General features: G+C 37.8%; 22 protein-coding genes and 4 pseudogenes. All 26 read right to left on the bottom strand.

The genetic code is table 11. The annotated features are described in order from the left end of the window. Positions 1-76: 76 nt before the first annotated feature. Entirely contained in the window at positions 77-1,480 is a 1,404-nt protein-coding gene (gene hslU, locus ACEWFJ_RS09545) for an ATP-dependent protease ATPase subunit HslU (RefSeq protein WP_473692415.1), read from the bottom strand. Positions 1,481-1,495: 15 nt separating this feature from the next. After that, positions 1,496-2,038, bottom strand: coding sequence for an ATP-dependent protease subunit HslV (hslV, locus tag ACEWFJ_RS09540; protein WP_253630204.1), 543 nt, complete (start codon positions 2,036-2,038; stop codon positions 1,496-1,498). 43 nt (positions 2,039-2,081) lie between these two features. Further along, a pseudogene (xerC, locus tag ACEWFJ_RS09535) lies at positions 2,082-2,986 on the bottom strand (tyrosine recombinase XerC). 65 nt (positions 2,987-3,051) lie between these two features. Next, positions 3,052-4,356 (bottom strand): FADH(2)-oxidizing methylenetetrahydrofolate--tRNA-(uracil(54)-C(5))-methyltransferase TrmFO, encoded by a 1,305-nt coding sequence (gene trmFO, locus ACEWFJ_RS09530; protein WP_253630206.1) that lies wholly within the window; start codon positions 4,354-4,356, stop codon positions 3,052-3,054. A 51-nt stretch (positions 4,357-4,407) separates the two neighbouring features. Then, a pseudogene (gene topA / locus ACEWFJ_RS09525) lies at positions 4,408-6,485 on the bottom strand (type I DNA topoisomerase). Positions 6,486-6,687: 202 nt separating this feature from the next. Continuing rightward, positions 6,688-7,558, bottom strand: a pseudogene (gene dprA / locus ACEWFJ_RS09520) (DNA-processing protein DprA). A gap of 89 nt (positions 7,559-7,647) precedes the next feature. Beyond that, complete coding sequence (sucD, locus tag ACEWFJ_RS09515; RefSeq protein WP_473691821.1) at positions 7,648-8,550, bottom strand: succinate--CoA ligase subunit alpha; 903 nt, start codon at positions 8,548-8,550, stop codon at positions 7,648-7,650. Between the two features lie 20 nt (positions 8,551-8,570). Continuing rightward, complete coding sequence (sucC, locus tag ACEWFJ_RS09510) at positions 8,571-9,731, bottom strand: ADP-forming succinate--CoA ligase subunit beta (protein ID WP_098309680.1); 1,161 nt, start codon at positions 9,729-9,731, stop codon at positions 8,571-8,573. A gap of 192 nt (positions 9,732-9,923) precedes the next feature. Beyond that, on the bottom strand, positions 9,924-10,700 hold the full coding sequence (locus ACEWFJ_RS09505) for a ribonuclease HII (protein ID WP_473691819.1): 777 nt from the start codon (positions 10,698-10,700) through the stop codon (positions 9,924-9,926). Between the two features lie 299 nt (positions 10,701-10,999). Beyond that, positions 11,000-11,863, bottom strand: coding sequence for a ribosome biogenesis GTPase YlqF (gene ylqF / locus ACEWFJ_RS09500; protein WP_154711794.1), 864 nt, complete (start codon positions 11,861-11,863; stop codon positions 11,000-11,002). 22 nt (positions 11,864-11,885) lie between these two features. Beyond that, a pseudogene (lepB, locus tag ACEWFJ_RS09495) lies at positions 11,886-12,436 on the bottom strand (signal peptidase I). 98 nt (positions 12,437-12,534) lie between these two features. Next, positions 12,535-12,879: a 50S ribosomal protein L19 gene (gene rplS, locus ACEWFJ_RS09490; protein ID WP_098309676.1), complete on the bottom strand. Its 345-nt coding sequence runs from the start codon at positions 12,877-12,879 to the stop codon at positions 12,535-12,537. Positions 12,880-13,021: 142 nt separating this feature from the next. Then, on the bottom strand, positions 13,022-13,756 hold the full coding sequence (gene trmD, locus ACEWFJ_RS09485; protein ID WP_473691816.1) for a tRNA (guanosine(37)-N1)-methyltransferase TrmD: 735 nt from the start codon (positions 13,754-13,756) through the stop codon (positions 13,022-13,024). Then, entirely contained in the window at positions 13,756-14,271 is a 516-nt protein-coding gene (rimM, locus tag ACEWFJ_RS09480) for a ribosome maturation factor RimM (protein ID WP_473691814.1), read from the bottom strand. The genes trmD and rimM overlap by 1 nt, the downstream gene beginning before the upstream one ends. A 120-nt stretch (positions 14,272-14,391) precedes the next feature. Next, complete coding sequence (locus ACEWFJ_RS09475) at positions 14,392-14,619, bottom strand: KH domain-containing protein (RefSeq protein ID WP_429716121.1); 228 nt, start codon at positions 14,617-14,619, stop codon at positions 14,392-14,394. Positions 14,620-14,633: 14 nt separating this feature from the next. After that, on the bottom strand, positions 14,634-14,906 hold the full coding sequence (gene rpsP, locus ACEWFJ_RS09470; RefSeq protein WP_090912726.1) for a 30S ribosomal protein S16: 273 nt from the start codon (positions 14,904-14,906) through the stop codon (positions 14,634-14,636). A gap of 100 nt (positions 14,907-15,006) precedes the next feature. Beyond that, positions 15,007-16,356, bottom strand: coding sequence for a signal recognition particle protein (gene ffh / locus ACEWFJ_RS09465; protein WP_429714119.1), 1,350 nt, complete (start codon positions 16,354-16,356; stop codon positions 15,007-15,009). Between the two features lie 12 nt (positions 16,357-16,368). Further along, positions 16,369-16,701: a putative DNA-binding protein gene (locus tag ACEWFJ_RS09460; protein WP_429707406.1), complete on the bottom strand. Its 333-nt coding sequence runs from the start codon at positions 16,699-16,701 to the stop codon at positions 16,369-16,371. 221 nt (positions 16,702-16,922) lie between these two features. Continuing rightward, positions 16,923-17,912: a signal recognition particle-docking protein FtsY gene (gene ftsY / locus ACEWFJ_RS09455; protein WP_473691812.1), complete on the bottom strand. Its 990-nt coding sequence runs from the start codon at positions 17,910-17,912 to the stop codon at positions 16,923-16,925. Between the two features lie 15 nt (positions 17,913-17,927). Further along, a complete protein-coding gene (gene smc / locus ACEWFJ_RS09450) occupies positions 17,928-21,497 on the bottom strand; it encodes a chromosome segregation protein SMC (protein WP_473691810.1) in 3,570 nt (1,189 codons plus the stop codon). Between the two features lie 66 nt (positions 21,498-21,563). Then, positions 21,564-22,301, bottom strand: a complete 738-nt coding sequence (gene rnc / locus ACEWFJ_RS09445) for a ribonuclease III (RefSeq protein WP_336483134.1) — start codon at positions 22,299-22,301, stop codon at positions 21,564-21,566. A 60-nt stretch (positions 22,302-22,361) separates the two neighbouring features. After that, a complete protein-coding gene (gene acpP / locus ACEWFJ_RS09440) occupies positions 22,362-22,595 on the bottom strand; it encodes an acyl carrier protein (RefSeq protein WP_230573469.1) in 234 nt (77 codons plus the stop codon). Between the two features lie 154 nt (positions 22,596-22,749). Next, complete coding sequence (gene fabG / locus ACEWFJ_RS09435) at positions 22,750-23,493, bottom strand: 3-oxoacyl-[acyl-carrier-protein] reductase (RefSeq protein ID WP_336483135.1); 744 nt, start codon at positions 23,491-23,493, stop codon at positions 22,750-22,752. After that, complete coding sequence (fabD, locus tag ACEWFJ_RS09430; protein ID WP_473691807.1) at positions 23,493-24,437, bottom strand: ACP S-malonyltransferase; 945 nt, start codon at positions 24,435-24,437, stop codon at positions 23,493-23,495. Before fabD ends, fabG begins: the two co-directional genes overlap by 1 nt. Before the next feature lie 15 nt (positions 24,438-24,452). Further along, entirely contained in the window at positions 24,453-25,445 is a 993-nt protein-coding gene (gene plsX / locus ACEWFJ_RS09425) for a phosphate acyltransferase PlsX (RefSeq protein WP_473691805.1), read from the bottom strand. Beyond that, positions 25,442-26,032 (bottom strand): transcription factor FapR, encoded by a 591-nt coding sequence (gene fapR, locus ACEWFJ_RS09420; RefSeq protein ID WP_098309771.1) that lies wholly within the window; start codon positions 26,030-26,032, stop codon positions 25,442-25,444. The genes plsX and fapR overlap by 4 nt, the downstream gene beginning before the upstream one ends. Positions 26,033-26,037 lie beyond the last annotated feature (5 nt).

Raw genomic sequence — 26,037 nt, 5'->3', positions numbered from 1 at the left:
TTCAAAATTTCCTCCTACATATTATTCATATACTTTTAATCTCTTGGAAACTAGGGCGAGTCACCTGATGATACTATTACAAAATAAACTGGCTCACATCTTTATTTTTAGCAATCGTTGCTAACTTTTCCTCTACATACTGAGGTGTTATCGTTACCTTTTCTAACGTAATTTCAGATGCTTCAAACGATAAATCTTCAAGAAGTTTTTCCATAACGGTATGAAGCCTTCTTGCTCCAATATTATCTGTATCTTGATTGACTTGATAGGCAATCTCGGCAATCTTACGAATAGCTTCGTCAGAAAATTCAATTTCTATACCTTCCGTTTCCAATAATGCTATATATTGTTTTACTAAAGCATTATCTGGCTCTACAAGGATTTTCACAAAATCATCTGCTGACAATTTCGTTAACTCTACTCGAATCGGGAATCTTCCTTGTAGTTCTGGAATTAAATCTGACGGCTTTGACATATGGAAAGCGCCCGCTGCAATAAATAAAACGTAATCCGTTCTTATCGGTCCATACTTTGTCACAACAGTTGATCCTTCCACAATCGGTAAGATATCCCGCTGTACGCCTTCACGTGATACATCAACGCTATTCGATTGTTTACCAGCAATTTTGTCAATCTCATCAATAAAAATAATTCCAAGCTGTTCAGCACGATAAACAGCCTCTTGTGTAACTTCATCCATATCAATTAAGCGCTGTGCCTCTTCATTTGTCAAGACTTTTCTCGCTTCTTTTACAGAAAGTTTACGTTTCTTCGTTTTTTTCGGCATAAAACTTCCAAGCGCATCTTGAAAATTCATACCCATTTGTTCCATCCCTGTACCTTGAAGCATATCAAACATAGATGATTGTTGTTCTGTCACTTCGATTGTAATCGCTTCATCTTCTATTAAACCTGCTGCAAGCTGTTTTTCTACTTCTTTTCGTTTCTGTTCAACTTCCCGCTCATCCTGCTGTTCCGACGCTGAAGTTGTATTTTGATTTTGATACCCACCAAATAACATTTCTAACGGATTTTTAAATCCTGATTCTTTTTGTTTATACGGTACTAAAATTTCAACAATTCGCTGATTCGCTTGCTCTTCCGCTTTATCCTTAACATGAACCATTTTCTCTTCTTTCACAATTCGAACAGAAGTTTCCACAAGATCACGAATCATAGATTCAACATCACGACCAACATAGCCTACTTCTGTAAATTTTGTCGCCTCTACTTTAATAAAAGGAGCACCGACAAGCTTTGCAATTCGTCTCGCCACTTCTGTTTTCCCGACCCCAGTCGGCCCAATCATTAAAATGTTTTTGGGTGCAATTTCATCGCGAAGTTCTTCTGCTAATTTACTGCGGCGATAACGATTTCGGAGCGCTACCGCAACCGCTTTCTTCGCATCTTTTTGACCAATAATATATTGATCTAGCTTCTCTACAATTTGTCGCGGAGTAAAATGTAATGCATATAAAATGCCTCCCTTACAGTTCTACAATTCTTCCACAATGATATTTTCGTTCGTATATACACAAATATTACTAGCGATTTCTAAACTTGCTTTCGCAATTTCTCTTGCTGTAAAATGAGCACCCGCATGCTGTTTTAAAGCACGACCCGCTGCAAGTGCATAATGCCCACCAGATCCAATCGCTAAAATGCCATCATCAGGTTCAATCACTTCACCTGTTCCTGAAACAAGTAATAACGTATTTTTGTCCATAACGATTAACATTGCCTCTAATTGGCGAAGCATTTTATCTCCCCGCCACTGCTTTGCCATTTCTACAGCAGCTCGCTGCAAATTACCGTTGTATTCTTCAAGCTTTCCTTCGAACATCTCAAAAAGCGTAAAAGCATCTGCGACAGAACCCGCAAAACCAGCTAACACTTTACCGTGAAATAACTTTCGCACTTTACGAGCTGTATGCTTCATAACAACAGCATTTCCAAGCGTAACTTGCCCGTCACCAGCCATTGCACATTCTCCATTATGGTGAATTGCAAATATCGTTGTAGCATGGAAATTTCCCATAGAAAAAACTCCTTTATTTGTTTTTATAGCTTTTAAAAGCAATTTATGCGCGAGGATGATGCATCATGTAAACAGAACGCAACCTTTCCTTTGAGACATGCGTATAAATTTGTGTTGCCGATAAATTTTCATGCCCTAATAGCTCTTGTACAGTTCGTAAGTCTGCCCCTTCATTTAACATATGAGTTGCAAATGTATGTCTTAACATATGAGGGCTTATATGCATTGTAAGGGAAGTTTTTTTATTAGTTCATTTAAAATATATCGAACACCACGATCTGTTAACGGTGTCCCTTTCGCATTTAAAAACACCATTTGGGAGTGTTTCTCCGATTTTTTCTCTAATCGTTTTCTCCCATTTTCTATGTAAGTTAGTAAAGCATCTTGTGCATAACTCCCAAAGGGAACATAGCGCTGTTTCTTCCCTTTCCCCATCACCAAAATCGTCCCAATTGAAAAATCAATATCGGTAAGTTGAAGCTTCACACATTCACTGACACGAATACCCGTCGCATACATGAGCTCCAATAAAGCCTGATCTCGCTGTCCTAACGGCTTATCAGTATCAGAAACTTCAAATAACTGCTCTAATTCTTCAACGTACAAAAACTTTGGGATTGACCACTCTTTTTTAGGGAGTGACGCAAGTGAAAATGGATTATCTTCCCGATATCCTTCACGCATCAAAAAACGGTACAAACTTCGTAAACTCGAGATTTTGCGCGCTACAGATTTCCTTGCTAACTTTTCATTATGCAAAGTTGTTAAATATAAACGAACATCAACATACGTAATATCCGCAAAAGAGGAAATATCTTCTCGCTTCATAAATTGTACAAAATGTTCTAAATCATTCTGATAACTTTCAACTGTATATTTTGAATAATTTCTTTCAATTTGTAAATATCCGACGAATAATTGTAACATTTTATTCACATGTTCATCCATACTCTTCACCTCAATAAAGGCTACTAAATCGTATCACAATTTAGTAGCCTTTGCAAGAAATTTGACTAAATATTTACAAAATTTTGAATTGTTTCTAATGCACGATTTGCATACGCTTCGTTGCGTTCTTGCTTCTTCTTGATTTTCTTTTCTAGCGGTGCAAACAACCCGAAATTCGCGTTCATCGGTTGGAAGTTTTTCACATTCGTCGTTGTAATGTAATTTGCCATACTCCCCATTGCTGTTACTGGCGGTAAAACAACCGGCTCTTCACCTTTCACAAGGCGAGCTGCATTTATACCTGCCAATAAGCCTGAAGCGGCTGATTCTACATATCCCTCTACTCCAGTCATTTGTCCAGCAAAGAATAAATCATTTCGATTTTTATATTGGTATGTCGGACGAAGTAATTTTGGCGAATTGATAAATGTATTACGATGCATCACACCATAACGTACAATCTCTGCATTTTCTAGTCCAGGAATTAATTGTAACACTTCTTTTTGTGGCCCCCACTTTAAGTGTGTTTGGAAACCAACAATATTGTATAATGTTCCTGCCGCATCATCTTGACGTAATTGAACAACCGCATACGGTGTTTTCCCTGTTTTCGGATCTTCTAATCCAACTGGTTTCATCGGTCCAAATAGTAATGTTTGTCGACCGCGGCTTGCCATTACTTCTACAGGCATACACCCTTCAAAGAAAACTTCCTTCTCGAATTCTTTTAATGGCACTGTTTCCGCAGCAATTAACGCATCATAAAAACGGTTGAATTCTTCTTCTGTCATAGGACAGTTTAAATATGCTGCTTCACCTTTATCATAACGAGATTTTAAATATACTTTCTCCATATCAATGCTTTCTTTTTCCACAATCGGTGCTGCTGCATCATAGAAGTAAAAATAATCCTCACCCGTTAGCTCTTTTAGTTGTGCTGATAGCGCTGGTGAAGTAAGCGGTCCTGTTGCAATTACAGTAGGTCCTTCTGGAATTTCTGTGATTTCCTCATTCATTACCGTTACGTTCGGATGATTTTTCACATATTCCGTTACCTTCGCCGCAAATTCATGACGGTCTACAGCTAAAGCACCACCCGCTGGTACAGAACACTCATCTGCTGCACGAATAATAACAGAATCCATACGGCGCATCTCTTCTTTAATTACACCAACCGCATTTGTTAATGTATTTGCACGAAGCGAGTTACTACATACAAGCTCAGCAAATTTATCTGTATGATGAGCTGGTGTTTGTTTTACTGGTCTCATTTCATATAATCTTACTTGAACCCCGCGCTTTGCGATTTGATAAGCTGCTTCGCTTCCTGCAAGACCTGCACCAATTACGTTTACTACTTGTGTTGTCATTTGTCTCACCTTTCTTTTTTCATGTCCCGAAAAAAATGTGAGCTGGTAGGCTCACATTTGTTGTTCTTCTTCATAATCACAAGAAATACATTGTACTTGAACACCTTTTTCAACTTCTTCTCAACAAGCATCCCTTCACACTTAGGACATTTCCGACCAATCGGCTTATCCCAAGAAACGAAGTCGCACTCTGGATATGTACCGCAGCCGTAAAAAAGACGTTTCTTTTTATTACTTCGTCGTTCAATAATTTGTCCTTCGTTACACTTTGGACATGTAACACCAATTTCTTTAACAATCGGTTTTGTATTTCGGCAATCTGGGAAATTAGAACAAGCCATAAACTTTCCGAATTTACCCATTTTGAAAACCATTGGGTTACCGCACAACTCACAATCTTCTCCGGCAGGCTCATCTTTAATTTCTACTTCGCGCATTTCTTTCTCCGCTTTCTCTAAACGCGGTTCAAACTCTTTGTAGAAATCATCAACAATTTGTACCCAATTTGCTTTTCCCTCTTCTACTTCATCAAGATTTTGCTCCATATTAGCTGTAAACTCGATATTAATAATTTCCGGGAAAAACTCTAAAATAAGTTCAATTACAATTTCGCCAAGCTCAGTCGGAATAAATCTCTTATTGTCTAACCCTACATATCCGCGTTTTTGAATCGTTTCTAGCGTCGGTACATATGTAGATGGTCTACCAATTCCAAGTTCCTCTAACGTTTTTACTAAACGTGCCTCTGTATAACGTGGTGGCGGCTGAGTGAAATGTTGTTTCGGTTCGACATCTTTAGAAAAGACCGTTTCTCCTATGTCTAACTTAGGTAACATTCTATCCTTCTCTTCTGTTCCATCATCTTTTGTTTCCACATATACTTTCATAAATCCCGGGAATTTCACAACAGATCCATTCGCACGAAATTGAACAGAATTGTTTATCAATGTAGCTGTAACGGTATCCATTATAGCAGATGCCATCTGACTTGCAACAAATCGCTCCCAAATCAGTTTATATAAACGATATTGGTCACGGCTCAAATAGCTTTTTAATTCATCTGGTTTACGCAAGACAGATGAAGGGCGAATCGCTTCATGCGCATCTTGTGCATTTGCATTTTTCGACTCTTTCTTTTTTTGTGTCCCTATGTAGTCTGCCCCAAACGCTTCTTCAATATAAGAACGTGCTTCTTGTTGCGCTGTTTCTGAAATTCTCGTTGAATCTGTTCTCATATATGTAATTAATCCGACCGTTCCTTGCTTTCCAATATCCATACCTTCATAAAGCTGCTGTGCAAGCATCATCGTTTTCTTTGCTCGCATATTTAATTTTCTCGCAGCTTCTTGTTGCAGAGAAGATGTCGTAAATGGTAATGCAGGATTACGTTTTCGTTCTTTTCTCGTTACACTTTCAACCGAAAATGCATTTTCTTGCATTTTTTCAATGATTTCATTTACTTGTTGTTCATTTGTTAATTCTACTTTTTCCCCATTTATTCCATAGAAGGATGCTTCAAACGTCTCTTTTCCTTTTACAAATTCAGTTTTAATCGTCCAGAATTCTTCTGGTATAAACGCTTGAATTTCTTTTTCGCGATCTATAATTAAGCGTACTGCAACAGACTGCACACGACCTGCACTTAATCCTTTTTTTACTTTCTTCCATAATAAAGGACTAATATTATAACCGACAAGTCGGTCAAGCACACGTCTTGCTTGTTGTGCATCCACTAAATCCATATTAATCGCGCGAGGATGTTTAAAGGATTCTTTAATGGCATCTTTTGTAATTTCATTGAATACAACACGGCAATCTGACTCTATATCTACATTCAGCGTATTTGCTAAATGCCAAGCAATCGCTTCTCCCTCACGATCTGGATCGGCTGCAAGATAGACTTTTTTTGCTTTTTTTGCTGCTGTCTTCAAATCTTTTAAAACAGGACCTTTACCACGAATGGTAATATATTTTGGGGTAAAATTGTTTTTCACTTCTATTCCCATTTGGCTTTTAGGTAAATCGCGAACATGGCCCATAGACGCGATTACTTTGTATTTTTTCCCTAAATATTTTTCAATGGTTTTCGCCTTAGAAGGCGACTCCACGATTACAAGGTAATCTGACATGCTAGTGCCTCCTTAAGAGGTGGATTCAAGTCTTCATCTTTATTCACACAAATGCTCCTTCCACAAAGTTCTTAAAACTTTTTTGGATGGATTATTGACTAATATTATTGATTTCTCTCGTTTTTGTCAATCAACAATGAATATAACATACAGTGACAATCTACTATTTGTCAATAATTGTTTAATAAAAATATAAAATATACTAGCAATTTGAAAGTTCTTCTATCACATCTTTTGCACATTGAACTAATTTCGCTCCTTGTTGGATGAGCTGATTCGTTCCCACAGCACTCTCAATATAGTTAGGACCTGGTAAGGCAAATACTTCTCTATTTTGTTCTAAAGCAAAGTCCGCTGTAATAAGAGAACCACTCCGAGCATTCGCCTCTACCACGAGAACACCTTGACAAAGTCCACTTATAATACGGTTTCGCCTCGGAAAATACCATTTTTGCGGTGCATAATGCGGGGATACTCCGTTACAAGTACGATTTGTTCTTTCCATTTTTCATAAAAAGATTGATTTTTTTGGGATACATATATTGTAAGCCGTGTCCTAATACTGCAATTGTCGCAAAGCGGTGCTCTACTGCAATTTCATGCGCAATTGAATCGATACCACTTGCAAGCCCACTCACAATTAACCATTCATTTTTCATAAGCGGTTGTAAAATAGATTGTATGCTTCCTTTTCCGTATAAAGACGGATTTCTCGTTCCCACAACGGCTAATTTTTTTGTCCATTGTAGCAATTCTTTTCTTCCCTTTCCATATAAAACAAACGGAGGATCAGGAATTTCGCGCAATAAACTCGGATAGTCATCATCCCATATCGTTATATAAAAAATGTGTTCATCTTGTAATTTTTGAATATAGAAAGAAGGGGACGTTTTTTGAAGATACGAAACAAGTGCAGAGGCTTTTTGCATAGGCAGCCCAAGATGTTTTTCAATTTGAGGAGCTTGAAAGGAATAAATATCGGTTAACTGAGGATCGATAGCTAGTAAACGCCGGAGTACTTTCCACTGATCCGCCAAATAGTAATGAAGATGTAACAATCTTTCACGTTTCATATTCATTCTCCTTACCCATAATTAATATTATGTAAACAATCGAAGGTATAAAAGACACCCTCTTTTACAGAAGGTGTCTTTCTAAACTATTAATAATTTTTACAAGTTTCAAATAAACCTTTTTCTTTTAAAACAGAAATTAAAGTTTCACCCATAACAGCTGGTGTTTCAGCAACTTTAATACCGCAAGCTTCCATCGTTTTAATCTTTTCAGCAGCTGTACCTTTACCGCCAGAAATAATCGCACCAGCATGGCCCATGCGTTTCCCTGGAGGTGCTGTTTGACCGCCAATAAAGCCAACAACAGGTTTCGTCATGTTCGCTTTTACCCACTCAGCAGCTTCTTCTTCTGCTGTTCCACCAATTTCACCAATCATAATAACCGCATGTGTCTCTTCATCTTCATTGAATGCTTTTATTGCATCGATGAAGTTTGTACCATTTACAGGGTCACCACCGATACCTACTGCAGTTGATTGACCGATTCCTTCTTGTGTTAATTGATGTACAGCTTCATATGTTAACGTACCTGAACGAGATACGATACCAACATGACCTTTTTTATGAATGTATCCTGGCATAATACCAATCTTACACTCATCTGGCGTAATAACACCTGGGCAGTTTGGTCCAAGAAGACGTGTCTTTTTGCCTTGCATATATTTCTTAACATTTACCATATCCAATACAGGGATACCTTCTGTGATACATACTACTAAATCAAGCTCTGCATCAACAGCTTCCATAATTGCATCCGCAGCAAAAGCAGGTGGAACGTATACAACAGAAGCGTTTGCACCTGTTGCTTTTACAGCGTCTTCTACTGTATTAAATACTGGTACACCTTCGATTTCAGTACCACCTTTACCAGGAGTTACACCACCGACGATTTTTGTACCATATTCAATCATTTGCTTTGTGTGGAATAAACCTTGAGAACCTGTAATACCTTGTACAATAACTTTTGTATCTTTATTAACTAATACGCTCATTTTTTCTCCCCCGCTTTCTATTAGCCTACTAGTGAAACAATTTTTTGTGCACCGTCTGCCATAGATTCTGCTGCAACAATATTTAAACCAGATTCATTTAAAATTTTCTTTCCTAACTCTACATTAGTACCTTCAAGACGAACAACAAGTGGTAATTCAAGGCCCACTTGTTTTGTTGCCTCGATAACACCTTCCGCAATTACATCACATTTCATAATTCCACCGAAAATGTTAACAAAAATACCTTTTACATTTTTGTCAGAAAGAATAATTTTGAAAGCTTCTGTAACTTTTTCAGCTGTAGCACCGCCACCAACATCTAAGAAGTTAGCTGGATCGCCGCTATAATGTTTAATAATATCCATCGTTGCCATCGCAAGTCCTGCACCATTTACCATACAACCAATATTTCCATCTAATGAAATATAGTTTAGGTCATATTTAGAAGCTTCCACTTCTTTTGGATCTTCCTCATCAAGATCACGAAGTTCTAAAATATCTTTATGACGATATAAAGCATTAGAATCGAAGTTTAATTTTGCATCTAACGCCATAACTTTTCCGTCACCTGTTGTAACAAGCGGGTTAATTTCTGCAATAGAGCAATCTTTTTCAATAAACGCACGGTATAAGCCCATCATAAACTTAACAGCTTGTCCAACAAGCTGATTTGGAATATTGATATTAAATGCAATACGACGTGCTTGGAAGCCTTGCAAGCCTACCGCAGGATCAATATATTCTTTAAAGATTTTTTCTGGTGTTTTCTCTGCTACTTCTTCAATTTCTGTGCCGCCTTCTTCAGACGCCATTAACACAACTTGAGAAGTTGCACGATCTAATACAAGACCAACATAATATTCTTTTTTAATGTCGCATCCTTCTTCGATAAGTAAGCGCTTTACTTCTTTACCTTCAGGACCTGTTTGATGAGTTACAAGCGTTTTCCCTAGAATTTCCTCTGCATATGTACGAACTTCATCTAAGTTCTTTGCTACTTTTACACCGCCGGCTTTGCCGCGTCCGCCAGCATGAATTTGTGCTTTTACTACACATACACTCGTTCCTAATTCTTTCGCTGCTTCTACAGCTTCTTCTACTGTAAAGGCAACCTTCCCGTTCGGAACGCTTACCCCATAGTTTCTAAGGACTTCTTTCCCCTGATACTCGTGGATATTCATGGTCCCATCCTCCCCTATTTTCCTATTTTACTCGAAAAGTTTTTTAATGTTTTTAAACACTACATTGCCATTGTATAAAATGATTGCCACGCTGTCTACAATAAAGTGTCAGAAAACTGAAATCGCTTTATTCTTTTTTCGAAAATAGTAATGTTAATATACAAAAATAAAGAATAAGCTGTAGATTACAGCTTATTCTTTAATCATATCTTTAATTGGAGCAAACGTTTTTCGATGCTCATCTAACACACCATAATTTTCAATCGCTTGTAAATGCTGTTTCGTTCCATAACCCATATGTTGCTCGAATCCATACTGCGGATATCGTTTTCCAAGCTCCTTCATCATGCGATCACGCGTTACTTTCGCAATTACAGATGCAGCCGAAATAGAAATGCTTTTCGCATCTCCTTTAATAATAGACGTTTGAAGGATTGAAGTCGGAAGTTCCATCGCATCAATTAGCAAATGCTCTGGTGTACAAGATAAATTTGCAACAGCATCCAGCATCGCTTGTTTCGTCGCTTGGTAAATATTTATTTCATCGATTACATTAGGTGGTATAATCCCAATCCCGATTGCTAATGCCTTCTCTTGAATTTCACCATAAAACCGCTCACGCTTCGCCTCACTCAGCTTTTTCGAATCATTTAAACCTGGTATATAGAAATCTTCTGGAAGCACAACAGCAGCAGCAACAACAGGCCCCGCTAACGGTCCTCTTCCTACTTCATCAATACCAGCAATAGATACTATCCCTCTTTGCCGGAGAGCACCTTCATAAATTGACATCTCAATAAATTTTTGTTTTTCTTTTTCTTTATCCCCTTGTTGTTTTTTCCATTTTGTAATGAGTCTTTGCACACCTTTTCGTTCATCTGCTAATAACATAGCAAAACGTTCGTCGTCTTCTTGTACAATTTCTTGCAATAGCTCTTCTATTTCTTGAATTGTTTGTTTTTTAGACATACACAGTTCCTCCTCCAAATAAGAAAAGGCGTGCAAAAGCGCGCCTTTTTCTTTCCCGTTTAATATTATCTCTGTATTCAGAAGAACGAAAGACACCGGGTTTAAAATAACTACCAGTAAAAATTAAATGAATGAAACGAACAAACTAGAAATCTAGCTTTATCCCGCACTAACGTGCAGTAATATCCCCCGCAAAATTCAGAGAGTAGCGAAGAAGATAAGCGGGGGATATAAGCCCGATTGGTGAGAGCTTTTCATCAGGGGAGATAAAGAAAATCCCCACTGATGAAAATTTCACTTTATGCTTCTTCTATTATTTCTTCTGGTGTTTCAAATGTCATTTTTCCAAGTTTACCACCACGAAGCTCACGAAGAACAAGTTCTGATGTCTTGTCATAATCAACAAGTCCTCCACCCATTAAACAGCCTCTATTCTTTCCAATTGCATCAAATAGTTCCACAATATCTTCTGGGATGTCATTTAACTTATAACGCTCTTTCAAACGTTCTGGATACTGTTTCTCCATAAACCGAAGTGCATATACAGCCACATCTTGTAAATTTAAAATAGAATCTTTAATCGCACCAGTCGTCGCAAGACGAAGCCCAACCATTTCATCTTCAAATTTCGGCCACAAAATACCCGGCGTATCTAGTAATTCCATTTCTTTCCCTACTTTAATCCACTGCTGGGCCGTTGTTACACCTGGACGATCGCCTGTTTTCGCAATATTTTTCTTTGCTAATTTATTAATTAATGTTGATTTTCCAACGTTCGGAATACCAACAATTAAAGCGCGAATTGCTCGCGGTTTAATACCTTTTGCAATCATCTTATCAAACTTTTCTTTCACCAGTTCCTTACATGCTGCTGTAATTTCTTTCATACCTTGTCCAGCTTGCGCGTTAATAGAAATTGCTTTATGACCTTTTCCCTCAAAATACGCAATCCATTCCTTTGTTACACGATCATCTGCCATATCCGCTTTATTTAAAACGACAAGCCTTGGCTTATGCGTAATAATTTCATCAATCATCGGATTTCGTGATGATAATGGCAATCTTGCATCAACAAGTTCAATTACAACATCGATTAATTTTAACTTTTCTGTTACTTGCCGCCTTGCTTTGGCCATATGACCTGGAAACCATTGAATTACCATATTTCCACCTTCTTTTCTACGTTCATTTTACAATACGAGCATCTTTTAATGGCCAATATAACATATTAGCTTTCCCAATCACTTGGTCTATTGAAATTGTTCCAATTGTACGACTATCTTTACTAAAACGGCGATTGTCTCCTAATACAAATAATTCTCCTTCAGGAACCGTTGTCTTCCCTGTAATTTCTTCAAGCTTAAAATCATATGTTAGCGGGCCTTCAGAAAGCTGCTTTTTTCCTCATCTAAATACGGCTCTTCATACGGCTTTCCGTTAATATAGAGTGTGTCGTTTCGATATTCTACCTGATCACCCGGCAAACCAATGACACGTTTAATGTAATCTTTATCTTCCGTTGCTTGAAACACAATAATATCAAAGCGTTTTGGTTCGCTAATGTGGTATCCAATTTTGTTGACAATCATTCGATCACGATCATGAAGAGTTGGTGACATAGATACACCATCTACAAGAATCGGAGCAAAGAAAAACTGTCTAATAATCCAAGCTAAGACAACAGCGATTAAAATGGCTTTTATCCATTCCCAAAGCGTACTTTTTTGTTTTGTCATGCGGTTCCCCTCCACAATTATGTAAGCTGTTTGTATACGAGCGAAAATAAAGCTAGATTGGAAAAAGGAGCTTGCAAATACAAGCTCCCATACATGTCTTATCGAATTTCTTTAATACGTGCTTTTTTACCGCGAAGGTTGCGTAAGTAGTATAACTTAGCACGACGTACTTTACCACGGCGAAGTACTTCGATTTTCGCGATTCTTGGCGTGTGAACTGGGAATGTACGTTCAACACCTACACCGTAAGAAATCTTACGAACTGTGAATGTTTCGCTAATTCCGCCACCACGACGTTTAATTACAACACCTTCAAAAATCTGAATTCTCTCACGAGTACCCTCTACTACTTTTACGTGTACGCGTAAAGTGTCACCAGGACGGAATGAAGGTAAATCAGTTTTTAATTGATTTTTTGTAATGTCTGCGATTAATTGTTGCATATTCAATTCTCTCCTTCCAAACAGATGCTCTTGCAAAGTCATTTCATAAATTACAGCGGAACACCGTTGTTAACGGCTACTCTCTATAAGTAGCACAAGTGTTATAATAGCATATTGCTCGTTCTGTTGCAATAGCATTTTTTTACTTCTCTTCTTTCAATTCCGCCAACCATTTTTCTTCTTGTTTTGATAAACTACGTTCTTCTAATAAATCAGGGCGGCGCATATACGTACGACGAAGTGATTCTTTATGACGCCATTCTTCAATATATTTATGATTACCAGACGTAAGTACATCTGGTACTTTCATTCCACGAAAATCCGCTGGTCTTGTATAATGCGGGTGTTCGAGTAAGCCTGTACTAAATGAATCTTCTATTTGTGATTGTTGATTTCCTAGGACATCAGGCAATAGACGGACAACACTATCTGTAATAACCATAGATGCCAATTCTCCGCCTGTTAATACATAATCTCCTATTGAAATTTCATCTGTTACAAGGTGCTCGCGAACACGCTCATCATACCCTTCATAATGACCACAAACAAAAATTATATGTTCTTCTTGCGCTAACTCTTCAGCTTTCTTTTGCGTAAAACGCTCTCCTTGCGGACACATTAACACAATACGCGGTTTACTCTCTGTTTCCTTCGTTAACTGTTCTACCGCATCAAAAATTGGCTGTGGTGTTAACACCATCCCCGCTCCCCCGCCATACGGGTAGTCATCGACACTATTATGTTTATTGGTTGAATAATCACGGAAGTTCACAACTCTTAGTTGCACAGCTTCCTTTTCTTGTGCTTTTTTTAATATAGAAGAACCAAAAACACCCGTAAACATTTCTGGAAACAATGTTAAAATATCGATTTTCATTACAGTAATCCTTCCATTACTTGAATTGTTACAAGCTTTTCATCAATGTTTACTTGTAAAACAACTTCCTCAATATATGGAATTAAAACATCTTGGCCTTTTGGTTGTTTGATGACCCAAACATCGTTTGCGCCAGGAGAAAGAATTTCTTTAATCGTACCGATTGTTTCTCCGTCTTCTGTTACAACAGCACAACCAATAATTTCGTGATAATAATACTCTCCTTCAGCCAAGTCTCCAAGCTGCTCCTCTGGGACTTTTAATAAAGAGCCTTTCAATTGCTCTACTTCATTTACATTGTTATAACCTTCAAAAGTCAGTAAATCAAAAGATTTATGCTGACGATGAGAAGTTACCTTTACAGCTAGTGGCTCAGCCTCTTTCTCTTGCCATATGTACAATGTGTTTCCTACTTTATAGCGTTCTTCCGGAAAATCCGTCCGAGAGATTACACGTACTTCTCCTTTAACTCCGTGAGTATTTACAATTTTCCCTACATTAAACCATTTTGTCATAAACAGCACGTCACCCCTGTTTGTTATATGTCGTTAGCATCTCCATTCTCTATGCCGAAGATGCGATTTATCTTAAAATGTTAAAAAAGGGTGAGGAACAGATCCTCGCCCTTTTTATACTTATTGAATTTCCAGCGTTACTTTCTCATTTTGATGATGTCCCGCTGCATATAAGATCGTTCGAATTGCTTTTGCAACTCGCCCTTGTTTCCCAATGACTTTACCCACATCCTCAGGATGTACGATTAATCGATACTTCATCTCTCCGTTGTACAGTTCCTGTGTAACCTTTACATCTTCAGGATGATCCACAAGGGGTTTAACAATTGTTTCGATTAACCCTGCCATAGCCATTGTTCGAATTACTTACCTTGTTTAGATAAGTGGAATTTCTCCATGATACCTTGTTTAGAGAACAGGTTACGAACTGTATCAGATGGTTTCGCACCGTTTCCTAACCATTTTAATGCTGCTTCTTCGTTGATTTTAACTTCAGCTGGTTGAGCAACTGGATTATAAGTTCCAATTTCCTCGATGAAACGTCCGTCACGAGGAGAACGAGAATCTGCAACAACTACACGATAGAAAGGAGATTTTTTAGCTCCCATACGTTTTAAACGAATTTTAACTGCCATTTATAAAGCACCTCCGAATATATTTCACACAGATAATAATATTAGCAAAAAGAGTGACCCTTTGTAAAGTAAAATTTCTTAACAGAGCCATCTTTTTTCCTTACATAAATGGAAACTTCATGCCACCTAGTCCTTTTTTCTTACCTTTTTGCATACCAGACATCGTTTTCATCATCTTTTTCATATCTTCAAATTGTTTCAAAAGACGATTGATCTCTTGTACAGTTGTACCGCTACCTTTAGCGATACGTTTCTTACGACTGGCGTTAATCATTTCCGGTTGTTCACGCTCTAATTTCGTCATTGAGCGAATAATCGCTTCAATGTGCCCAATTTGCTTTTCATCAACTTGAACATTTTTTAATCCTTTAATTTTCCCGGCACCAGGAAGCATATTAAGAAGTTCATCAAGCGGTCCCAATTGACGCACTTGTCCTAATTGCTCTAAAAAATCGTCCAACGTAAAGGAAAGTGTACGCATTTTTTGCTCAAGTTCTCTTGCTTTTTCTTCATCAACTGTCGCCTGCGCCTTTTCAATTAACGTCAGAACATCACCCATACCTAAAATACGAGATGCCATACGTTCTGGATGAAATACCTCTAATGCATCTAATTTCTCACCCATACCAGCAAATTTAATCGGTGTGTTTGTAACAGCTTTAATAGATAGTGCTGCACCTCCGCGCGTATCACCATCTAATTTTGTTAACACGACACCTGTTAAACCAAGCTGTTCATGGAAACTTTGAGCCACATTTACCGCATCTTGTCCTGTCATTGCATCAACAACAAGGAAAATTTCATCTGGATTGGCTACTTCTTTAACTTGTGCTAATTCATCCATGAGCTCCTCATCAATATGCAGACGGCCTGCTGTATCAATAAGAACATAATCATGGTGATCTTCTTTAGCTTTTGCAATCGCTTGCTTGGCAATTTCAACAGGACTTACCTTGTCGCCTAAAGAGAAAACCGGCATATCCAATTGCTTACCGAGTGTTTCAAGCTGTTTAATTGCTGCTGGGCGATAAATATCAGCCGCGACCAACATCGGTTTACGATTATGCTTTTTACGAAGCAAATTCGCAAGCTTACCTGTTGTCGTCGTTTTACCTGCACCTTGCAAACCAACCATCATAATAACAGTTGGCGGACGGTTAGAGACAGCAATTTTACTCTGCTCCCCACCCATTAATTCTGTAAGTTCTTCCTGTACTACTTTAATAACTTGCTGTCCAGGTGTTAAACTTGTCATTACATCCTGTCCGACAGCACGTTCAGACACACGCTTAACAAAATCTTTTACTACTTTAAAGTTAACGTCTGCCTCTAAAAGAGCAAGGCGAACTTCTCTCATCATTTCTTTTACGTCGGCTTCAGTTACTTTCCCTTTGCCGCGAATTTTTTGCATTGTCTGTTGAAGTCGGTCGGCTAATCCTTCAAATGCCATATTGCCGCCCTCCTAATCTAATTTTTCGATAGCTTCAACAACTTGTTTCACTTGTTCATCTACATGCTCTTCTTCGCTGATTAGCTGCTTTAACTTTGCAACAAGTTGCTGCCTTTCTTGAAACTTTTGAAGTAACAATAACTTTTCTTCATATTCTTCAAGCATCGCTTCTGTCCGTTTAATGTTATCATACACTGCTTGGCGGCTCACTTCAAATTCTTCTGCAATTTCACCAAGCGATAGATCATCAAGATAGTAAAGTGACATATAACTTCTTTGTTTTGGCGTTAACAACGAATGATAAAAATCAAATAAATAATTCATTCTCGTTGTTTTTTCGAGCATGTTGAATCACCCTTTGTTAAGTGAATTACCTTTACATGAATTAGTTTACATGGAGAGCAAAAGTGTGTCAAGTTTTTTCTTAACATCTTATTTAAATTTAAAAATAAGAAGCGGCAAGCACCGCCTCTTATTTTTTACCAAAAACATTTTCTACTTAGATATACGTAAATTCAGCAAACTATTAGTAGCAGATAAAGTCTATCACTAATAAAAACCTTGCTTTATTCCACTTCTGCTTCTACAAAGTCTGCAAATAGTCCATATACATATTGTTCTGGATCAAATGCTTGTAAATCATCCATTTGTTCTCCAAGGCCGACAAATTTTACCGGTACATCCATCTCATTACGAATTGCTAATACAATTCCACCTTTAGCAGTTCCGTCTAATTTCGTTAGGACAATGCCTGTTACATTTGTCGCCTCGCGGAATGTCTTCGCTTGACTTAAACCATTTTGTCCTGTTGTTGCATCAATGACAAGTAATACTTCATGAGGAGCTTCAGGAACTTCACGTTCGATTACACGTTTTACTTTCTCTAACTCTTTCATTAAATTAACTTTATTTTGCAAACGGCCTGCTGTATCGCATAACAACACATCAACTTTTCGTGATTTTGCAGCCTGAATTGCATCGTACATAACAGCTGCTGGATCCGAACCTGATCCTTGCTTAATTACATCTACACCAACACGTTCTCCCCATACTTCTAGCTGTTCAATCGCACCAGCACGGAATGTATCACCAGCTGCCAATAATACAGATTTGCCGTCCGATTTAAATTTATGTGCCATTTTTCCAATCGTCGTTGTTTTCCCAACACCGTTTACCCCAACAAATAAAATAACTGTCAATGCGTTATCTTGTACATTTAATTCATTATTAAAGTTGCCGTCTCCTTTGTAAATCTCAATTAGTTTTTCAGAGATAACAGCTTGTACTTCTTTTGGGTCCTGGATATTACGACGTTTCACTTCATCTCTTAATTGATCAATTAATTCCATTACTGTGGACACTCCCACATCCGCACCAATTAGAATTTCTTCTAACTCTTCGAAGAAATCTTCGTCAACTTTACGATAACGATATACTAAGTCATTTACCTTGTCAGCAAAAGAATTTCTCGTTTTCTCTAAACCTTGTTTAAACTTCTCTGATACCGTATCTGTTTGTTTTGAAATTTTTTCTTTTAATTTTTTAAAAAAGCTCATTCTTTCCCATCCTTTCTATTCACTTGTCACAACTTCTGCTCCGTCATCTAAACGAACGGATACAAGCTTGGAAACGCCAGATTCCTGCATCGTTACACCATATAGTACATCTGATTCTTCCATTGTTCCTTTTCGGTGTGTAATAACTATAAATTGTGTTTCATCACTAAACTTTCTCAAGTACTGCGCAAAACGAGCAACGTTCGCTTCATCCAGCGCTGCTTCAACCTCATCAAGTACACAAAACGGTACAGGACGAACTTTTAAAATACTAAACAGCAATGCAATTGCTGTTAATGCTCGTTCTCCTCCAGAAAGAAGACCTAAATTTTGCAATTTCTTTCCTGGTGGCTGTGCAACAATATCAATTCCTGTATTTAATAAATCTTGCGGGTTTGTCATAACTAAATCCGCGCGCCCTCCGCCAAATAATTCACTAAACACAAACTGGAATTCTGTACGAATTGCTTGGAATGTATAAGAAAAGCGTTTTTTCATTTCCTCATCCATCTCGTCAATTACTTGATGCAGTGTTGTTTTCGCCTCTTCCAAATCATCACGCTGCTCTAATAAGAACGTATGACGCTCAGATACGCGCTCGTATTCATCAATTGAACCTAAGTTTACTGTCCCAAGTTCTTCAATGGATAATTTAATTAATTTCACTTTTTTACGAGCTTCATCACCAGACATTGTCATCGTATACTTTTGTTTCGCCGCTTCAAAAGAAATGGTATACGTTTCTTGTAAGTGCTGCAAGCGATTTTCTAGCTCCACGTCTAAACGATTTATTTTTACTTCTTCATCTTTTAATACATCAAGCAAATATTTATGCTGACGTTTCGCTTCTTTTACTTCTAAATCTAAATATTCTAGTCGCCCTTGTAAATCAAGACGTTGTTCACGGCGTGAGCTAATTAATTCAACAGTTTGATTTCGATCGTGGGTTTTCTTTTGAATCATACTTGTAATTTGCTCTTCACCACTGGAATTCGATGTCATTTCTTGTTTCAAGAATGCTAAATCTTCTTTTGTCTTTATAAGATTCTTTTTCGTCTCATCTTGTTCTTTTGTGAGGCGGTCTACTGTCTCTTTTTGATTTGATAATCGTTGTTGCTTTTCAGCTACTTGCACTTTTAACTCCGTAATTTCTATCTGCACTTTTTCTTTCGAAGAATGTTGCTCACTCTTTTGCTTTGTTAATTCTTTAATTGTTGTATCAAGCTGCATAATTTTTTCTTGCAGCTCTGTAAGCGTTTTTTCTAGCTCTGTTTTCCGCCCTTGTATCTTCACTTGATCTTGCAAAAATCCTTCTAGCTCTAAATCATAAATAGATAAGCGTTCATTAATGCGATGCTCTTCTAGTTCTAACTGATTAATCTCTTCTTTACATGTTTGTTCATCTACACGCTTTTCATCGACGCTTTGTCGAAGTTCTTTCATCTGCACTTCTTTTTCTTGTATTTCTTGTTTTAGCTCTTTGACATAGTTTTCTAGCTTCGCCGTCTTTTCTTCCATATCTGTCAACTTTTCGTTCCACTCTTCTAACTCACGTTGACGTCCTAATAAAGATGAATTCGTTTGCTTCACAGCACCACCCGTCATTGAACCCCCTGGATTTACAAGGTCGCCTTCTAATGTAACAATACGATAACGATATTGTAGCTGCTTTGCTAATTCATTCGCTCCTTTTAAATCATGAGCGACAATTACAGTACCTAATAAATTTGTAATAACATTTTCATATTTATTATTGTACTGCACAAGCTCTGAAGCTACTCCTATAAATGATGAGTGCTGGTTTACAATCCGAAGCTGCTCTGTCCTAAGTGCTCTCCCTTTAATTACACTTTGCGGTAAAAAGGTCGCACGTCCATGACGATTTTGCTTTAAAAATGCAATTGCTCGGCGCGCATGTTCTTCTGTTTGTACAACAACATGCTGCATTGCTGCTCCAAGCGCAATTTCCATTGCCACTTCGTACTTTTTCGGTACAGTAAGAAGTTCTGCAACTGCACCTTCAATACCATGCAACTGGCTATCACGTGCCTTTAATACTTCACGGACTCCTTGATAAAATCCTGAATAATCCTCTTGCATTTCTTCAAGCATTTCTTTACGAGAACGCGCTTGCTGAACGTATTGATATGCTTGATACAATTTGCTCTCATTTTCACTATATTGTTCTTTACATTTTCCAAGTGCAATGTCCGTTTGCTTCATATTTGACAGCAGATTTGTAATTTGCTCTTTTATATGTTCATATTTTTCAACGAACGTTGATTTTTTCTGTGCAATTTCTATGCCCATCTGCACATATTTTCCATTTTCTTCGTCAAGGCGCTGGTTTTTGAAATCTCTTTGTTTAAATTGTTCCTCTAACATAGAAAGTTCATTTCGATAACTTGCCTGTTGATTTAAAAGTTCAATATAATCACCTTTTAAATACTCAATTTGCTCATCTAAATTTTGTACATATGTAGACAACAATCTTTCATTATCATGCAGTTTCTGTTCTAACTCTTTCACATGATTTGCTAATTTCATTAATTCGTCTGTTCCTTGCGCAACACTGCCTTCATATACAGAAACTTTATCTGTTAATTCATGAATGAGTGCTTCTAACTGTGCACAATGTGTTGTTGCATTGTGCTTTCTTTCTTTCAGCAACTCGCGTTGTCCTTCTAATTTTTCAAGTTCTTTACTAGAAAGAAGAAGAACCTCTTGCAAAGATTGAACAGATTCATCAATGGCTTGTACATTTCCACGCACTTCTTCTAAATCCGCTTCATTTTTTTGAAGATGTGCTGATAATTTCACTTCTTCATCTTTGTTATGTTTAAATTGCTCGCGAAGCGCTTCCCATTTTTCATGTAACTCTTCAATTTCATACACAATTAATGCCGCTTCAACTTTTTCTAATTCTTCTTTTTTCTCAAGATAGTCTTTTGCAATAGAAGCTTGTCTTTCGAGAGGTTCAACTTGATCACTCAATTCATGAATAATATCTTCTACACGATTTAAATTATCTTGCGTCTCCGCTAATTTTCCTTCCGCTTTCTTTTTACGGATTTTATATTTCAGTACACCAGCTGCTTCTTCAAAAATACTACGGCGATCTTCCGCTTTACTACTTAAAATCTCTTCTACTTTTCCCTGACTGATAATAGAAAATGCTTCACGTCCCATACCTGAGTCCATGAATAAATCTACAATATCTTTTAAACGACAAGGTTGTTTATTAATAAGAAAATCACTATCTCCTGAACGATATACTCGTCTTGTTACACTTACTTCGTTATATTCAATCGGCAGACGCTGATCCTCATTATTTAATGTTAATGTTACCTCAGCAACATTCAACGCTTTACGTGTATCACTACCCGAAAAAATAATATCTTCCATTTTCGCACCGCGCAGCGACTTTACGGATTGTTCACCAAGTACCCAACGAATGGCATCTGTAATGTTACTTTTTCCGCTTCCATTTGGACCTACTACAGACGTTACACCTGGTACAAAGTCAATCGATACACGTTCTGCAAAAGATTTAAATCCTGCTATCTCTAACCGTTTTAAAAACACGAAAGGCCTTCCCCCTTTATGCACAAGGAATCCCCCTAAGTATAAGGGGGATTCTCTATAGATTCTCTATGAATGCTCTTTTAATTTTTCTAACGCTTCTTGGGCAGCATGCTGTTCTGCCTCTTTCTTAGACTTTCCACTTCCAAGCCCTAATACTTCGCCGTTTAATGTAACACGCGATACAAACTCTCGATTATGGGCTGGTCCTTTTTCTTGCAAAATTTGATATTCTATATTACCGCTACCATCACGCTGAATTAATTCTTGTAGTTGACTCTTAAAATCCATCACATGAGAAAAAGCACCTTCATTAATTTTCGGATAAACAACTGTTTTTAAAAATCCCCATACCTTGTCTAAACCTTGGTCCAAGTAAAGTGCACCAATAAACGCTTCAAAGACATCCGCTAATAACGCTGGACGTTCGCGACCTCCTGTCATTTCTTCCCCTTTTCCTAAAAGGACAAGATTACCAAATGCCAGCTCATTCGCAAAACGAACGAGAGAAGGTTCACATACAATAGCCGCGCGAAGTTTTGTTAATTCTCCCTCGCTCATTGTCGGATATTTTTGAAACAAATATTGCGAAACCGTCAGTTCTAATACCGCATCACCAAGAAATTCAAGACGCTCATTATCTTCATGTGGCTTTTTCCGATGCTCATTCACATACGATGAATGCGTAAATGCTTGTATCAACAATTTTTCATTTGTAAATGTAATACCTATTTTCGCTTGAAACTTTTTAAAAGCCTCGCGATATTTCGCTTCATACTTCTTATCTCTATACTTTCTGTACGGCATAGGTCCCTCCAGATATATATGCTGAGAAAGCCCCGTATATAAACGGGACTTCATCAAGCATTATAGATGACTCTCTATGTAAGTCACAGCATCGCCAACAGTAGCAATTTTTTCTGCGTCCTCATCAGAAATTTCCATTTCAAACTCATCTTCTAGTTGCATTACAAGTTCTACTACATCTAGAGAATCAGCACCTAAATCTTCTTTAAAGTTTGCAGCTGTTGTTACCTCTGTTTCGTCTACTCCTAGACGATCTACGATAATTTTCGTTACACGCTCTAAAACGTCTGCCATATTCATTCACCTCCTTTAAAAGTATTGACAAACAATTACTTTTTTAAATTTATCTATAAATTAGATCACTATTTTTTCGATCTTCTCAAGCCATTATATTTAATATTGTACAGAAAAGCTAGATGAAATCAACTTATTTCTGTAGTTTTTCCTTTTACATCACCATGCCGCCGTCAACATGAAGTGTTTGCCCAGTGATATAACGGCTCGCATCTGATGCTAAAAATGCAACCGCATTTGAAATATCTTCTGCTTCTCCAAATTTTGCAATTGGGATTAGTTTTAACATTTCATTCTTCACATCTTCCGCCAATACATCTGTCATATCTGTTACGATAAATCCAGGAGCAATTGCATTTACTGTAATATTACGACTTGCTAGCTCTTTTGCTGAAGTTTTTGTTAATCCAATTACACCTGCTTTTGCTGCAACGTAGTTTGCTTGTCCTGGATTTCCAGTAACACCGACAACAGAAGCGATATTAATAATACGACCGTGGCGTTGACGCATCATATAGCGAGATACAGCTTTTGTACATAAAAAGACACCTTTTAAGTTTGTATTAATAACAGCATCCCATTCTTCTTCTTTCATGCGCATTAATAAATTGTCTTTTGTAATACCAGCGTTATTTACAAGAATATCAATTTGACCAAATGTATCAACAGTTTGTTTTACCATATCAGTCACTTCTTCGCTACTAGCAACATTTGCTTTAACTGCAATTGCTTCTGAACCTAATTTTTTAATCTCATCTACAACTTCATTTGCTTTTAATTCGTTTCCTGCGTAGTTTACAACTACTTTCGCACCTTGTTTTGCTAAATCTAGTGCAATTGCACGGCCGATTCCGCGAGATGCTCCCGTTACTAATGCAACTTTATCTTTTAATAACATTAGCCTTCTCCTCTCAGTTTTGAAATGGTATCCTTCATCGTCTCCTCATCATATATCGCATATACTTTCGCAGACGGAGCGATTGATTTCATAAGACCAGCTAAAACTTTCCCAGGTCCAATTTCAATAAATGTATCCACACCAAGCTCTACCATTCGTTCAATAGATGGGTACCATAATACAGGGGAATAAAGTTGTTCAATTAATTTTTCTTGAATGTCCTCTTTACGAGTAATGCAATCTGCTGTTACATTTGCAACAACGGGAATCTTCACATCGTGAATTAAAATTTCATTTAGTACACCGCGAAACTTCTCAGCCGCTGGTTTCATAAGCGATGAATGAAACGGACCGCTAACGCGCAGTGGAATTGCACGTTTTGCACCATTTTCTTTCGCTCTTTCTGAAGCCAATTCCACACCTTGCTTTGTACCAGAAATGACAATTTGCTTCGTGCTGTTCATATTCGCAACTTGAACAGCATATCCTTCCTGCGTCACCTCTTCAGTCACCTGCTTTAACATATCCGGATCCGCTCCCAGAATAGCTGCCATTGCACCTTCGCCATTCGGCACAGCTTCTTCCATGTACTCACCGCGTTTTCTTACAGCGTATACACCATCTTCAAATGACATAGCACCCGCTGCTACTAGTGCACTATACTCACCTAAACTATGTCCTGCAACATAGTCAGGTTTAATCTCATATTGCTCCAATGCCTTTAAAATTGCAATACTTGTCGTTAACAATGCTGGTTGTGCATTTGTTGTTAACGTCAACGTTTCTTGAGGTCCCTCAAAAATAAGTGATGAAAGAGAATCTTTTAAAATTTCATCAGCCTGATGAAATACTTTCGCAACCTCTTCATGACTTTCTGCTAATTGTTTTCCCATTCCAACTGCCTGTGAACCTTGTCCTGGAAAAAGAAATGCTAGTTTTCCCATTTCAAATCCTCCTCATTATTGAAGCGGCTCCTCCTCTATTACACTCGTAATAGTAGGAATAACTTCCTTCGCTACCATTTCTCTAGTTTGACGAATCGCGCTAAAAATCGATTGGTCATTGGAAGAACCATGCGCTTTGATGACAGGAGCTTTCAATCCAAATAAAGCAGCTCCTCCATACTCTGAATAATCCATTTTATCTTTTAACACCATAAGCTTTGGTTTTAATACCGCCGCCGCTAGTTTACTTGTAAACGAACTCATTAATTGCTCTTTTAGCATCGAGAATAATGCAAGTGCAGTACCCTCTAATGTTTTAAGGGCAACATTTCCGGTAAATCCATCACAAACAACCACATCAGCTACACCTTGTAATAAGTCTCGTGATTCTACATTTCCAACAAAGTTAATCGGTGCATCTTTTAGCATTGCAAAAACTTGCTTAGAAAGCTCGTTTCCTTTTCCATCCTCAGTTCCAACATTTAAAAGACCTACGCGAGGATTAGCAATTCCTCTCACTTTCTCTGCATATACAGATCCCATTACAGCATATTGGTATAAATGAATTGCTTTTGCATCGACGTTTGCTCCAACATCTAACATAACAAAGCCATTACCGTCTACTGTTGGCATAGTAGGCGAAAGAGCTGGGCGCTCAATCCCTTCTATACGTCCAATTACAAATAATCCAGCTGCCATAAGAGCCCCCGTATTCCCTGCGGAAATACAAGCATCAGCTGCACCTTCTTTTACTTGCTGCGCAGCAAGTACCATCGAAGCTTGTTTTTTGCGACGTACCGCTCGTACCGGCTCATCCGTTCCTTCAATTACTTCATCTGTATGCAGTACAGTAATACGTTCTTCACTTGTTAAATACTTACGAATTTCGTCTTCTTTTCCAACTAATGTAATATGTAAGTCTGCGTATTGTTTAGTTGCTTTCATTGCTCCAAGTACGGCAGATTTCGGCGCATGATCGCCACCCATTGCATCTATTGCGATTCTCATAAGTTGTTACCTTCCTCACTATAATTACTAGACCGATACATTTCAAAAGTGCCTTTAAAAACAAGTTCATCTCCAACAAAACTTTGCACTTTGACAACCGTCCGTCCTTTATCATTCTCCACATCTTCAACACGCGCTTTTGCAACAACACGCTCTCCTAATTTTACAGGACGAATATATCGAATGGTAGACTTCGCAGTTAAAGCTAGTTCTTCATCAATAACCGCAACAGCTAATGAGTTCGCTTGCGCAAATAAGTGATGCCCACGAGCAATTTGATTACGTTTAAAGACATGTTCCTCTTTCACTTCAAAAATCGAAATCGCATGTCTATCTAATTCTATATCAATAATTTCTCCTACCACTTCATCAAGGGGCAAGGATTTTACATCTTCTTCATGTTGTTTCGTTGCCACATGTTTAATTCGTTCTCGCAATTCCGGAATTGAAAGTTCCATACGATCGAGACGAATCGTTTGAATACTCACTTGAAATTGTTCAGCCAATTCCTCATCCGTAATAAACGGATTTGCTTCTATTGTTTGTTGTAACAACTCTTGTCTTTCTTTTTTCCTTCTTTTTTTCATTCCGC

Source organism: Bacillus sp. EA-CB0995, assembly GCF_055814245.1.
Note: the sequence above shows the minus strand (reverse complement) of the source record. Positions and strands in the feature narration are given on the sequence as shown.